This window comes from Streptomyces sp. NPDC055254 (assembly GCF_053606025.1).
On sequence record NZ_JBSGQV010000034.1, the window covers coordinates 1 to 13,984 of the forward strand.

The 13,984-nt window shown below is 71.1% G+C and carries 8 protein-coding genes; 3 read left to right on the forward strand and 5 right to left on the reverse strand.

The genetic code is table 11. From position 1 onward, the window contains the following. Positions 1 to 90: 90 nt before the first annotated feature. The 5 genes from ACWFQ8_RS25595 to ACWFQ8_RS25615 all read right to left on the reverse strand — a co-directional run bounded on the left by ACWFQ8_RS25595 (position 91) and on the right by ACWFQ8_RS25615 (position 9,042). Positions 91 to 2,502, reverse strand: a complete 2,412-nt coding sequence (locus ACWFQ8_RS25595) for a galactose oxidase-like domain-containing protein (RefSeq protein ID WP_453788612.1) — start codon at positions 2,500 to 2,502, stop codon at positions 91 to 93. Between the two features lie 22 nt (positions 2,503 to 2,524). Then, positions 2,525 to 3,709, reverse strand: coding sequence for a glycosyltransferase (locus tag ACWFQ8_RS25600; RefSeq protein WP_453788613.1), 1,185 nt, complete (start codon positions 3,707 to 3,709; stop codon positions 2,525 to 2,527). 6 nt (positions 3,710 to 3,715) lie between these two features. Next, entirely contained in the window at positions 3,716 to 5,428 is a 1,713-nt protein-coding gene (locus ACWFQ8_RS25605) for an ArnT family glycosyltransferase (RefSeq protein WP_453788673.1), read from the reverse strand. 5 nt (positions 5,429 to 5,433) lie between these two features. Then, a complete protein-coding gene (locus ACWFQ8_RS25610) occupies positions 5,434 to 6,744 on the reverse strand; it encodes a glycosyltransferase (RefSeq protein ID WP_453788614.1) in 1,311 nt (436 codons plus the stop codon). A gap of 243 nt (positions 6,745 to 6,987) precedes the next feature. Further along, complete coding sequence (locus tag ACWFQ8_RS25615; protein WP_453788615.1) at positions 6,988 to 9,042, reverse strand: thioredoxin domain-containing protein; 2,055 nt, start codon at positions 9,040 to 9,042, stop codon at positions 6,988 to 6,990. An 854-nt stretch (positions 9,043 to 9,896) separates the two neighbouring features. Between ACWFQ8_RS25615 and ACWFQ8_RS25620 the strand changes: the two genes are divergently transcribed. Genes ACWFQ8_RS25620 through ACWFQ8_RS25630 form a run of 3 tightly spaced genes read left to right on the forward strand, consistent with a single transcriptional unit; the run spans position 9,897 to position 13,875 of the window. Next, complete coding sequence (locus tag ACWFQ8_RS25620) at positions 9,897 to 11,120, forward strand: cytochrome P450 (protein WP_453788616.1); 1,224 nt, start codon at positions 9,897 to 9,899, stop codon at positions 11,118 to 11,120. Further along, positions 11,114 to 13,366, forward strand: a complete 2,253-nt coding sequence (locus tag ACWFQ8_RS25625; protein WP_453788617.1) for a molybdopterin-dependent oxidoreductase — start codon at positions 11,114 to 11,116, stop codon at positions 13,364 to 13,366. Before ACWFQ8_RS25620 ends, ACWFQ8_RS25625 begins: the two co-directional genes overlap by 7 nt. Then, positions 13,360 to 13,875 carry an RNA polymerase sigma factor gene (locus ACWFQ8_RS25630; protein ID WP_453788618.1) on the forward strand — a complete coding sequence of 172 codons (516 nt, stop codon included), beginning with the start codon at positions 13,360 to 13,362 and terminating at the stop codon, positions 13,873 to 13,875. The genes ACWFQ8_RS25625 and ACWFQ8_RS25630 overlap by 7 nt, the downstream gene beginning before the upstream one ends. Positions 13,876 to 13,984: the final 109 nt, after the last annotated feature.

Here is a 13,984-nt window from a genome sequence, read left to right on the forward strand (position 1 = left end):
CCCCGGACCTCGTGTCGAGGTCCGGGGCGGTCGGCGTCCGGCCGGTGGTCGTCGGCAGCGGCTATGGGTTCCGGTCGGGTCCGCCCCCGCTCAGCAGGCGTAGCCGTCCTTGTCCGGGTCCAGGCGCAGCGGGTCGCTGCCGTGGACCTTCATGCGCGCGGGGTACCGGTGCGCGGCCAGCCAGTCGCAGCGGGCCCCGGTCGTCGGTTTCACCTGCGCCGGGAAACGGGTCGGCACGCACAGGTTGACCGACCCGTAGTGCCGGTCGCAGCCCGCGATGCTCGGCGCGACCGGTACGGAGTCCCGCTTGCCGGGGTTCTCCTTCGGCGGCCCCAGCTTGTTCGCGAAAGTGTGCTCGTGCGCGGCCGGCGCGGCCGTCCCGGCCAGGGCGGACGGTCCGCCCAGGTGGATCCAGGTCGCGATCGAGGGGATGCCGTTCGCGTCGACCGCGAAGAGCATGTACCAGCCGGGCGGCGCCAGGTTGGGGTTGCTGGTGACGTTGAGGTCGATCTGGTTGCCGTCCACCGTCATCGGCAGGTCCACGAACCGCTGGTTCGGGTCCGAGGAGTGCGTGACCGCCGCCGGCCGGATCAGCTCCGCCTTGGCGACCGGCCGGTTCACCGTGATCCGCTGGGTGTCCCCGTACACCCACTGGGTGTCGATCACCGAGGTGATCTGCGGGCGCGGCCCCTTGAAGAGGTACGGCGGGGTGTAGATCGACACGTTGTGGTTGTACGTGCCGTTGCCCGGGTTGTCGCCGACGGACATCACCCGGCCGTCGGGCAGCAGGAACGAGGCCGAGTGGTAGCCCCGCGGGATCGGGTCGGCGGCCAGCCCCGGCTGGTAGGTGTTGGTCACCGGGTCGAAGAACGAGGCCTCGAAGACCGGGTCCGCCCGGTCGTGCAGTGCCCCGCCGGTCTCCAGCACCTTGCCGTCGGGCAGCAGCACGGCGGACACGTACATCTTGCCCTCGGCCCCGGTCTGCGGCCGCTTGCCGGCGCCCTGGTCGACCAGGCCCTGCGGGAGGTCCGGGCCGGCCGTGTAGGCGGGGCTCGGCTGTTTCAGGTCGATGAGGTCGGTGATGCGGTTCGCGGCCGGGTTGGTCTCGTTGTTGCCGCCGCCGATGGTCAGGACCCGCTGGTCCTGGGCGGGGGGCAGGAGCACGCTCGCGGACTCGTCGCGCTCGTCCTTCTTGCGCAGGCCGGGCACGTCCGTGATGGTGTTGGCGTCGTAGTCGTAGACGGACGCGCCGGTGCCCGGCGTGCCGTTGCCGAAGGTGTGGCTGCCCGAGTAGAAGAGCCGCCCGTCCTGCATCAGGATCATCGAGGGGTACAGGCCCCAGTACGACCAGGTCTGGTTGACCTCGTTCATCGGCAGCCACCTGCCCTGCGCCGCCGAGAACTTCTCCGCGGTCACGTTGCCCGTGGAGTCCTCCTTCAGCCCGCCGAAGGAGATCACGTCGCCGTTGCCGAGGATCGTGGCCGACGGGTACCAGTGCCCGCCGTTCATGTCGTTGGTCCGCGTGTACCGCTCGGTCGCCGGGTCGAAGACGAAGGAGTCCTTGAGCCCCTGGTAGCCGATGGCGCCGTCGGCGGACGGGTAGCCCTTGTTGCCGCTCATCACCAGCACCCGGCCGTCGGCCAGCTGCACGTGGCCCGAGCAGAACATGTCCACCGGTGTCGGAACCGTCTTGAAGCTGCCGTTCGCCGGATCGTAGACGGCCGAGGTGAAGGTGCCCGCGTTGAACTGGGCGATGTCGTTGCCCGAGCCCGCGATCAGCAGCACTTTTCCGTTCCTCAGCACGACGGCGTGCATGGAACGCACCGGGTTCTGGGCCGGGATCACCTGCCACTTGCCCTTGGCGCACTCCTCGGCCGTGCCCGAGCAGCCCGGCTGCGGCGGGGCCGCGCCCACCTCCTCCAGCACGTAGTCGTCGGTGGTGAGCGTGCCCACCCCGTAGACGGACAGACCCCACGCGATCTTGTCGGTGTTCGGCGGGACCACCGGCGTACGGACCTCCGTGCGCGCCCAGCCGGCACTGACCGCAGGGTTCGCCAGGTCGGTCCAGTACTGCCAGCCCGCCGTGGTGTCCCGGCGGAACACGGTCACCGACACGTCAGGGGTGTTCGACTTGTACCAGGCCGAGAGGTCGTACTGCTTGCCCGGACTGACGGTCGGGGCGCAGGCCGTGCTCTCGGTGACCAGGGCCTTGCGGTCGCCGTCCACGCGGCGGGTGAGCGAGACCCGCATCGCCTTGGTGCCGGTGTGCGCGTCGGCGACGGTGGCGAAGGTGAAGTCGTTGTCGCCCCAGCCCGACTTGGACCAGCAGGACGGCATGTCGGCGCCGGCGCCGCCGGCGGTCTCGAAACCGGGGTTCGTGAGCAGATTGGGCGGTCCGGCCGTGGCCTGCTGCGGTGCGGTGAGCAGCAGGCTCGCGGTCATCGCCCCGACGGCCAGCAGGGCGGCGCGCCACCTTGCCCTGCGCCGGATGTTCGCACGCATGAGAGGTTCCCTTCTGTGCGGCTCAACTCCTGGTGTGACGACCTGCCTTGCGCGCGGTGCGCGGCAGGTAGACGAGCCCCTCGGTGGCCACGAACCGCAGCACGAAGGTGGTGGCCAGCGCGAGGGCCGTGGCGGGCAGCACCGCCATGCCGAACTTGGCGACGAACACCGCGATCAGCGGGATCCGCAGCAGCAGGTCGGCGTTGGCGAGCAGGGCGAAGCGCCCGACGCGGTCCGCCCAGTGGCGGTGGCCCCGGCGGTCCCGGAACAGCAGGACCTCGATGAGCAGGAAGTTCCACAGGACGCCGGCCTGGTTGGCGACGATCTCGGCCGGCAGGTAGTGCATCCCGGCCCGGGTCAGCAGCCAGAGCCCGGCCAGGTTGGGGACGAAGCCGGAGAGGCCGATCAGCCCGAATCCGATCATCCGGGCCAGCGGGGTCGCGGACCGCAGCGCGGCGAGGTGGGAGAGGAAGCGCACGCCCTCGCGGGCGGTGGACTTCGACTCCCCCGCGAAGCGGTCCTGGAAGACGAAGGGCACCTCGGCGACCTTCGCGGGACGGCAGCGCACGGCCAGCTCCAGCAGGATCTTGTAGCCGAGCGGGCGCAGTGCCACGGAGGTGACCGCGGCGCGGCGCACGGCGAAGAATCCGCTCATCGGGTCACTGATCCCGCGCAGGGCGCGCGGGAAGAGGCCTTTGGTGAGCCAGGTGGCGCCGCGCGAGACGGCGACGCGGTAGCTCCCGGCGAGCCCGGCCCGGCTTCCGCCGCTGATGTAGCGGGAGGCGACGACGAGGTCGGCGCCGGTGCGGATGGCCTCGCCGACGAGTTCCGGCACCAGGTGCGGCGGGTGCTGGAGGTCGGCGTCCATGACGACGATCCAGTCGGTGTCCGCCCGCTTCACCCCCTCGACGACCGCGCCCCCGAGACCGCCCTCGGCGGTGTCGCGGTGCAGGACGGCCACGGGGAAGGCGCATTCCAGGGCGGCCTTCTCGATGACGGCCGGGGTGTCGTCGGTGGAGTCGTCCACGAACAGCACGTCGCAGGGCGGGTGGGCGGGGAGCGCGGCGTCGAGGCGGCGCAGCAACTCGGGGATGTTCTCGGCTTCGTTGAAGGTCGGGATGATGAGGGTGACGCTGCCGGCCAGGGTCCGCGGAGCGGTCAGCTCCGCTTCGGTCCGGGCAGGGAGGGCCCACAGGTCTTCGCTCATGGTCGCTCAGCTCCCACTCTCGGGGTCGGTCCGGCGTATCTCGATGCGGTCCTCGCCGGTGCCGAAGACGGCGACCGCGGTCGAGTGCTCCAGTGCGGCCTTCACGTTGGGCAGGTCCACCGCGTCGCGGCGCACCGTGGGCGAGGAGACCACGTAGTCGATGTCCCGCCAGCCGCGCGGCAGGGTCTCGGTGACGGCGGGGTCGAGGTCGGCCTTGTAGAACCAGATGGCGCCCAGACCCGGTTCGAAGCCGTGGTGGACGGCGTCCAGCCAGAGCGCGTCGTCCAGCAGCACCCGGGTGCTGCCGGGGTCGGCGACCTCGCTGCCCAGCCAGGCCGCGGCCTGCCGGTAGGGGCCGTTCGCGTCGGCGGTCAGCGCGGTGCGGTTGCCGTCGTACCAGCGCGGCAGGACGTAGACCGCGGCGGCCACGGCGAGTACGCCGACCAGTGCCCGGCGAGCGTGCACCAACGGCCGGCGCTCACCGGGGCGGCGACCGCGGCGCAGCACGGCGTGGGTGACGCTGGCCGCGCCCCCGGCGAGGACGAGCGCGAGGAACGGCACCGCCTGGATCACGTACATCGCCGGGAGGTAGCCGGAGGGCCGCATCGCGACGAGGGCGAGGATGACGGCGGCGAGGGCGGGGCCGGCCAGCGCCCGCGCGGTGACGGACCAGCGCACGGTGGCCAGCAGCAGGACGGCGCCCGCCAGGCCGCCGAGCGGCAGGACGGTGTCGTAGTAGAGCCAGGACCGGAAGACGCCGTGGGAGCCGGAACCGGGGTCGAGGATGAAGCCGGAGCCCTCGCGGCCCATCTGGTAGGTGATGCCGTCGATCAGCGAGACGTGCCCGGCGCCGGGCAACAGTTCGCCGTTGAGCAGGGCGAAGAGCGGGTACGAGAGCCCGATCAGGACGCAGGCGGTGATGGCCCCGGTGACGGCGAACTTCCGGGTGTCGCGGTGGCTGTGGCGCCACATCGTCACCAGCAGTGCCGGGAGCACCACCAGCATCGTCTCTTTGGTGAGCACGGCGGTGGCGGCCGCCAGGCCGGAGCCGAAGTGGTGCCACAGGTGGCGGCTGGGCGACGCGGCGAGGCAGAAGGCCAGCAGGATCCACATCACGGCGAGGTTGTCGAGGAAGATCTCGCGCTGGAGCACGACGGAGAGCGGGGACAGCCCGAAGAGCGCCATGGCGAGCCCGGCTGCCCAGCGCGGCAGCCACAGCCGGCGCGCGAGGACGTAGATCAGGACGGAGCCGGCGGCGGAGACGGCGAGCATCGCGAACCGCATGGACGCGACGGTCATCGACTCGGGGACGAGGAGGGACGGCAGGTAGGTGAGGCCGGCGAGCTGGATCCAGCCGAGCGGCGGGTGGTCGTACCAGTACGTGTAGTGGGCGAGGCCGTGGCCCTGCTGGACGGCCCACGCCTGGGCGAGGTAGGTGCCCTCGTCGTCGCTGAGGGTGGGGAAGGCGGTGATGTTCCAGCCCTGGACGAGGACGATCACCAGCAGCAGGGCGCCGCACAGCAGGAGGTCGGGGCGCGAGGAGCGGAAGCGGACCAGGGCCGGGGCCGGCGCGGGCGGCCGGACCCCGGGTCCGCCGCCGTCGCCCCGGGCGGGGCGGGCGGGCAGGGCGGCGGACGCCGTGGCGGTGGCGGTCGCGGTCGCGGTGGCCGTCCCCGCGCCGTCGGGTCGGGGATGGGGATCAGTGGCCGTGGGCAGGATGGCGGTCACTGGTGGCTGTCCTTTCGGATCGCGGCGGACGCGGCGGACGCACCGGGTACGGCGGACGCGGCGGACGCGGCCGTGAGGTGGGCGCCGGTGTGGCTGGTGAGTTCCCACTCGTTGCGGCCGCGCTGCTCGCGCCAGACCGCGCGGATCGCGGCGCCGGCGAGCATCACCTGGTAGAAGGGGCCCCCGAGGACGAGCTTGAGGTAGTGCACGAAGCGGATGCGCAGCCCGTACTGGCGGCCGAAGTCGTGCAGTCCGACGATCTCGAACACGAAGGTCACCAGCGCCGTGATCATGGGCAGGAAGGTGATGATCGCGACGCCGACCGGGACGTCGAGGAAGACCGCGACGGCGAAGTTGATCGGGATGATCACGCCGGACGCCGCCTGCATGAACGGGGTCATCAGCGTGTAGCGGGCGAGCCAGCGCTGACCGCGCCCGGGCAGCTGCCGCCAGTCCTTCTTCCGGTACACCTGGAGGAATCCCTGGTTCCAGCGGGTGCGCTGCTTGAGCAGGCTCATCAGCGAGCCGGGCGTCTCCTCGCGGGTGACCATGTCGCAGTCGTACGCGACGACCACCTTCTTGCCGATCGACGACAGCCGAACGCCCAGGTCGCAGTCTTCGGCCAGGCAGTTCCCGTCCCAGCCGCCCACCTCGCGGAGCACCTCGGTCCGCACGAAGACGGTGTTGCCGCCGAGCGGGATGAAGCCCTTCTGGGCGTGCAGGTGCAGCCGGGAGCGGAACCAGAAGAAGTACTCCAGGCAGTTGCGCAGGCTGTACCAGCTGGAGTGGAAGTTGATGAGCTGGACCCCGCCCTGGACCACGTCGGCGCCGGTGGAGCGGAAGGCGTGGTCGACGTGGGCGAGCAGTTCGGGGTGGACCTGGTCCTCGGCGTCGAAGACCCCGACGATGTCGCCCCGGCAGTGCGGGAGGGCGGTGTTGAGCGCCTTGGGCTTGTTCTTGGCCTCGTGGTGGTCGACGACGACGCGGACCAGACCCGGTGCGCGGGCGGCGGCCCGTTCGGCGACCGCCGCCGTCTCCGGGTCGTCGTGGCCGACGATCACGATGATCTCGTAGTCGGTGTGGGTCGATTCCAGCAGCCGGTCGATGGTGTGCTCCAGGACCGCCTGCTCGTGGCGGGCGGGCAGCAGCAGGGAGAACGCCAGCCGGCCGCCCCCGTCGGGGCGGTCGAAGCGGGTGGCGGCGAGCGTTTCCGGTGTCCGCCAGGCGTGCATCTGCCACCACAGGGTGAAGGCAGCCATCCAGAAGAGAGCGAGCGATATCACAGAAATGAACACAGAGGTGTACAAATTGTCCCCCACAGACGTGCCGCAACCCCAGGCGGCTGTCGCTGATCCCCCCGGAGGCTCACGGCGGGCCCCCCGGCCCGCCGCCTCCGCTTCCCCCCTGCGCGCACCCCCCAGTGCGCCGTCTCGGTAGCTCCCGAAGACACGAGATTAGGCAGCCCGGACGAGAGTCAGGTACTACCTGGGGTAAAACCGTGTTTCAGAACTGATATGCGAGTAACCGGAATTGACGGTACTCCGGGTACTTCAGGGACGAACCATCCCCAACTGCTCCCCCAGTTCGACCGGATCCGTCGTAGGCCGCGCGCAGACGAAATGTCGACACACATACGCCGTCGGGAGGTCGCGCACCAGTGTGCGCTCGGCCAGAAGGGGGAACTCCCCTCCGCTGCCGTCCGCCGTGCGGGGCAGGCCGACCGCCACCACCGCCCCGGGAGCCGTCCCCAGCAGCGCGGTCCGGTGGAGCTCCGCCAGCGCCGGATCGTCGGGGTGGCCGACGACCGCGATCTCACGCGGCCCGTCCAGCACCGCCTCGGCGACCGCCAGCCCGTGCCCGATGAAGCGCGGCACGCGCGGCCCGAGGGCGTGCACCACCCCCAGCGCCCGCTCCGCGGCCGTGCGGTGGGCCTGTGAGCCGGTGTGCGCGGCGTACGAGAGCAGGGCGCCGGCGGCGGCCGTCCAGCCGGACGGCGCGGCCGTGTCGGTGGGGTCCTGCGGGCGCCGGATCAGCTGCTCGGCGTCGTGCGCGGTGTCGTAGAGCGATCCGTCCTCGGCCGTGAACCGGTCCAGGACCAGGTCGACGAGGAAGCCGGCGAACTCCAGCCAGACCCCCTCCCCGGTGACGGCGGCGAGGGCGAGGAAGCCTTCCGCCACGTCGCCGTAGTCCTCCAGCACACCGGCGTTCGCACCGACCCGGCCGTCCTTGCTGGTCCGCGCCAGGCGGGCCCGTCCGTCCATGTGCACGCGCACCAGCAGGTCGGCGGCCTCGGTCGCCCGCTCCACCAGGTCGGGCCGGTCGAAGAAGGCCCCGCACTCGGCCAGGGCCGCGATCGCCAGCCCGTTCCAGGCGGCGACGACCTTGTCGTCCCGTCCGGGCGCCGGCCGCCGACCGCGCGCCGCGAGCAGCCGCGCCTTGATGTCCGCGATCCGACCGGCCTCCACGACGGGACCGTCCTGGGGCAGTCGGAGCACCGACTTCCCGTGCTCGAAAGTGCCCTCCTCGGTCACCCCGAAGTACGCGGCCGCCAGGTCCCCGTCGGACTCCCCCAGCACCTCGCGCAGCTCGGCCGGGGTCCAGGCGTAGTACGCCCCCTCGACGTGCGCGCCGGAGCCCGGGTCCTCGCTGTCCGCGTCGAGCGCGGAGGCGAAGCCGCCCTGCTCCGTGCGCAGCTCCCGGACCATGAAGTCGGCGGTCTCCAGGGCCACGCGCCGCGCCAGGTCGGAGCCCGTCGCCCGCCACGCGTGGGCGTACACCCGGCACAGGAGGGCGTTGTCGTACAGCATCTTCTCGAAGTGGGGTACGACCCACTCGCGGTCCACGGAGTACCGCGCGAAGCCGCCGCCGAGCTGGTCGTAGATCCCGCCCCGGGCCATCGCCTCGCAGGTGTCCACGGCCATCTGCAGAGCGCCCTCCGCCCCGGTGCGGGCGTGGTGGCGCAGCAGGAACTCCAACACCATGGACGGCGGGAACTTCGGCGCACCGCCGAAGCCGCCGCGCGCGGCGTCGTACTCGCGGGTCAGCGCGAGCAGTGCCCGCGCCAGCTCCTCCGGCCCGGGCGCGGCGGCCTTCCCGTAGTCCAGCTGCCGCCCGGACAGCTCCCGTACGATCTTCTGCGCGACCTCGGCGACCTCCTCGGGCCGTCCCACCCAGGCCGTCCGCACGCCTTCGAGGACCTGCGTGAAGGAGGGCAGGCCGTGCCGGGGCCCGGGCGGGAAGTAGGTGCCGAAGTAGAACGGCTCCCCGTCCGGTGTCATGAACACGGACATGGGCCAGCCGCCCTGTCCGGTGGCGGCCTGCACGGCCTCCATGTAGACCGCGTCCACGTCGGGCCGCTCTTCACGGTCTACCTTGACGGACACGAAGTGCTCGTTCATGTACGCAGCGGTGTCGTGGTCCTCGAAGGACTCATGTGCCATGACATGGCACCAGTGGCACGCGCTGTAGCCGACGCTCAGGAAAACGGGGACGTTGCGCCGCCGGGCTTCTTCGAACGCGCCGACCTCCCACGGCCACCAGTCGACGGGGTTGTCCGCATGCTGGAGGAGGTAGGGGGATGTGGCCTGCGCAAGTCGGTTCGGCATACCCCCCATCCTTGCGCACCCGGCCTCCGCCCCGCAGATGCGCCACAGGGGCACGGCGCGGAGAAGGCCGACTCGGTCCTGCGCGGTGTCGAAGATCCAGAACCCTTCCGCCGGCATCCGTGACCGATCGGCCCGGGTGGGACCCACGCCGAGGCTGACGCCGGGGAGTGAGCCGACCGTAAGCGCGCTCGACCGGCGCCACCAGCGCCTTCACACAGGACATCGCCGTCCGCCGCGGCTCGACCCGCCCGAAGACCCCCGCCAAAGAGGCGAAGAAGTCATCGAACCAGCCCGCCCGGACCCTTCGCACTCGGGCCCTTTGTGGCCCGCTCATGGAGAGAGCGGAGTTCCGCCGGCCGCCCGCGCACAGTCCGTTTTCCTCACCCTTTCCGGCTTTCCGTCGCTCCTCGCGGCCCCGACGCCGGACAACCACTTCGACCCCCTGTGAAGCGTTCGCCTGACAACACGCTGAGACCCCTGTTTCAGCGGTTGTCGCGCGCTCACACAGGCCGCGCCACACCCGCACGACCCCGTCGACGAACAGGGAAAACGCCTGCTGAGATGCCCATCTCAGCAGTTTGTAAGCGGACTGCCAGAGCGATCTGACACCGTGGGCCCTGCCTCGGTACGAACCCCCGGAGAGGTACCCGAATCAGCCCAGGGGAAACGGTGGTCGCTCACCATGGGGGCATCGCCCTGCGCAGGTTCGAATTCCGCCCTCTCCGCATATCCAGAAGACCGCGAAGGAGGGAGCGGAAAAACATTTCAGCACGCCGTGAAGAAGGCCAGAGAGCACCGAGAAGAAGTACGGAAAGTATCCGACGAGTTCATCCGAGCGAAGGGAGTACCCGCCCATGACGGAGTCGACTCAGGCCCAGCAACCGGCCGCCCACGAACCGAAGTACTCGTATCCGATTCCCCGTACTTCGCCCAACGAGCCGCCGTGCCAGTACGCGCAGCTGCGGGCCGAGGAGCCGGTCTGCCCCATCAGTCTGCCCACCGGGCACCCTGCCTGGCTGGTGACCCGCTACGAGGACGTGAAGACGGTCCTCTCGGACTCCCGGTTCAGCCGCGAGGCACTCTTCCGCGACGGCGCTCCGCGCGCGCAGCTGGTCGAGCCCGACTCGTCGAGTCTGATCAGCATGGACCCGCCGCGCCACTCGGTACTGCGTAACCTGACGAACCGCGAGTTCTCGCCCCGCCGCGCGGAGGCCATGCGCCCGCGCATCCAGGAGATCGTCGACAAACTCCTCGACGACATGGCCGAGATGACCGGCCCGGTCGACCTGAACGCCACTTTGGCGCGCCCCCTCGCCCTGCAGGTCATCTGCGAGCTGCTCGGCATTCCGTACGAGGACCAGCACCTCTTCGGCGCCTGGTGCGACCGCTTCATGTCGCTCACCAAGTACCCGGCCGAAGAGATCATGCGCTCCAACACCGAGATGCGCGACTACATCGCCAAGCTGGCCGCGCAGAAGCGGGACGACCCCGGCGAGGACCTGCTGAGCAAGCTGGTCCATTCGATGGACCACGAACAGACCATCACGCACGAGGAGCTGATCAGCACCGGCGTCATGTTCCTGCTCGCCGGGCACGACACCACCGTGACCGTCACCGGCGGTGGTGCGGTGCTGCTGCTGCGCAACCCCGACCAGCTGGCCCTGATCCGGAGGGACCCGTCCCTGATGGACCAGGCGTGCGAGGAGATCATCCGTCTCGTCACCCCGGGCGACGGCACGTTCATCCGGATCACGCTGGAGGACGTGGAGCTCTCCGGCACCACGATCCCGGCGAACTCCGCGGTCATCGCGCCCATCAGCTCCGCCAACCGCGACGGCTCCGTCTTCGAGAACCCGGACACCTTCGACGTCCACCGCAAGGACAACAAGCACATCGGGTTCGCCTACGGCACGCACTTCTGCGCCGGTTCGGCGCTGGCGCGCGCCGAGGTGCAGATCGCCATGAAGTCGCTCTTCACCCGCTTCCCCACCCTGCGCCTGCACGTCGACCCCGAGGAACTGCGCTGGCGGATGACTGCCGCCCTCGGCGGCTACGAGGAGATCCCGGTCATATGGTGACCGGCATCACCACCCATCACCGCATCTGCCCGCTGTGCGAGGCGGGCTGCGGACTCAGCATCGACATCGAGGGCGGACGCGCCGTCAAGGTGCGCGGCGCCCAGGACGACGTGTTCAGCAAGGGATACGTATGCCCCAAGGGCATCGCCCTGGGCGAGATCGACCAGGACCCCCAGCGATGCCACGCACCTCTGGTGCGCCGGCCGAACGGGGAGTTCGCCGAGGTCACCTGGGACGAGGCCTTCGCCGAAGTGGCGCGCGGCCTCGGCCGGGTGGCCGAGAAGCACGGCAAGGACGCGGTGGCGCTGTACTACGGCAACCCCGTGATCCACACGGTGGGTATTCCGCTGCACGTGGCCGTGATGCGCCAGTTCATGGACACCCGCAACGTCTTCAGCTCCAGCACGGTCGACCAGATGCCCAAGAACGTCTCGTCGGGGCTGATGTTCGGAGATCCGTGGGCGATCCCGGTGCCCGACATCGACCGCTGCGACCATCTGCTGATCCTCGGCGCGAATCCACTGGTGTCCAACGGGAGCCTGTGGACCGTGCCCGATCTTCCGGGCCGTATCCGGGCGTTGAAGGCGCGCGGCGGGCGGCTCGTGGTGGTCGATCCTCGACGTACCCGCACGGCGGACATCGCGGACCAGCACGTGGTGATACGTCCCGGAACCGACGCGCTGCTGCTCTTCGCGCTCGTGCACACGCTGTTCGACGAGGGACTCGCCTCCCCCCTCGATCCCGGCCTGTTCACGGGTGAGGAGCGACTCCGCATCGCCGCGGCGGAGTTCACACCGGAGGCGGTGGCCGGGGCGTGCGGTACGGACCCGGCCACCATCCGGGGCCTCGCCCGTGGACTGGCCGCTGCCCCGTCGGCCGCCGTGTACGCCCGCATGGGCACGACCGCCGCCGCCTTCGGCACCGTGACCAGTTGGCTGGTGGACGTGCTCAACGCCCTCACGGGCAACCTGGACCGTCCTGGCGGGGCGATGTTCGGGGAGGCGCAGCACAACGCGTTGCGCCCGACGGGGCCGCTGGAGCTGGGCCGGTGGCACAGCAGGGTGCGCGGACTCCCGGAGGTGCTCGGCGAGTTCCCGGCTGCCACCCTCGCCGACGAGATCGACACCCCCGGCGAGGGGCAGGTACGGGCGCTGGTGGCCATCGCCTGCAATCCGGTGCTCGGCGCGCCCAACGGCGAGCGCCTGGAGCGCTCGCTCGCGGACCTGGAATTCATGGTGGCGGTCGACCCGTACGTGAACGAGACGACGCGGCACGCGAACGTCATCCTGCCGCCGCCCCGCGTACTGGAGTCGGAGCACTTCGACATCGTGCTTTCCCGACTCGCGGTACGCCGGGTGGCCCGCTACTCGCCTCCGCTGCTGCCGCGTGATGAGGGCCGGCCGAGCGAGGCGCAGATCCTCGCGAAGCTCACCCTCATCCTCTCCGGCGCGGGGCCCGAGGCGGACCCGGCCGCGCTGGACTCAATGATCATCGACAAGACGCTGGCGGCCGTGGTCTCGACGCCGGGCTCGCCGCTGGCGGGCCGCGACCCCGCCGACCTCAAGGGGCAACTGAGCGGCGAGGACAGCACGGAGCGCCGGATCGACCTGATGATCCGGCTCGGTGCCTTCGGAGATGCCTTCGGACTGCGTCCCGACGGGGTGAACCTGGCGGTGCTGCGTGAGCGGCCGCAGGGGGTGGACTTCGGTCCGCTGCGCCCCCGGCTCGCCGAGATCGTGGGCACCGAGTCGAAGGTGGAACTGTTCCCCGAGCCGGTGGCGGGCGACATCCCCCGCCTCGCGGAGTTCCTCGCGGGCGAGCGGGAGCGGGGGGAGGGAGGCTTCCTGCTCGTGGGGCGACGCCATCTGCGCTCGATCAACAGCTGGACGCACAACATCGCCGCGCTGTCGGGCGGCACCAACCGCTGCACCCTCGAAATCAACGCGGAGGACGCGCGCCGGCTCGGCATCGGGGCCGGTGACGAGGTGACGGTACGGGGCAGGGCAGGCGCGGTCGTGGCGCTCGCTGAGCCCACCAGCCGGGTCGGCCCGGGAGTGGTGAGCCTGCCGCACGGCTGGGGTCACGGCCGGGACGGCACGCGGATGGCGTACGCGGCGAAGGCTCCGGGTGTGAACGTGAACGCGCTCACCGACGAACTGGTCGTCGACCCTCTCTCGGGCAACGCGGTCTTCAACGCGGTGCCGGTGGAGGTCTCACCCGGGAGGGGTGATCTGCACCAGTGCTGAGTACGGACGAGTTGCCCCTGGCTCAGCGCTGGGAGCTGCTGCTGCCCCACCGAGAGCGGCTGTACCGGTTGGCGCGACTGCGCCTGACCGCGCATCAGGATGCCGAGGACTGCGTGCAGGAGGCGCTGCTGCGGGCCGCGGGCCACCGTGACCTCGACGCGGAGCGCGTCGGTCCGTTCCTCACCTCGATCACACTGCGCCTGTGCGTGGACGTCTACCGTCGCAGGGAGCGCACCCGCAGGTACCTGTACCAGCGCTCCTTCGCCCCGGAGACCGCATCGGGACCGGAGGAGGCGGCCTGCGCGGCCGCCGAGGGCGCCTGGATGCTCCAGCAGGTGCAGCGCCTCGAAGGCAGGGAGCGCGAGGTCATCCTGGCCCGCATCGAGGGCACCAGCACCCGCGAGGCCGCGGGCCGCCTGGGTATCTCCATCAAGGCCGCGGAGGGCGCCTTCACCCGCGCCCGCGCCCGTCTTCGCCGCTGGCACGGAGCGAGCCTGACCAACGGGTGAGGGGAAACGACGCCCTGGGCGCCGCGAGCATGGCTCATGCTCGCCGCCCCCCCCCCCCCGCGGGGCCCCCCCGCGATAAAGCGCCCCCCCCCCCCGCCCCCCCCCCCCC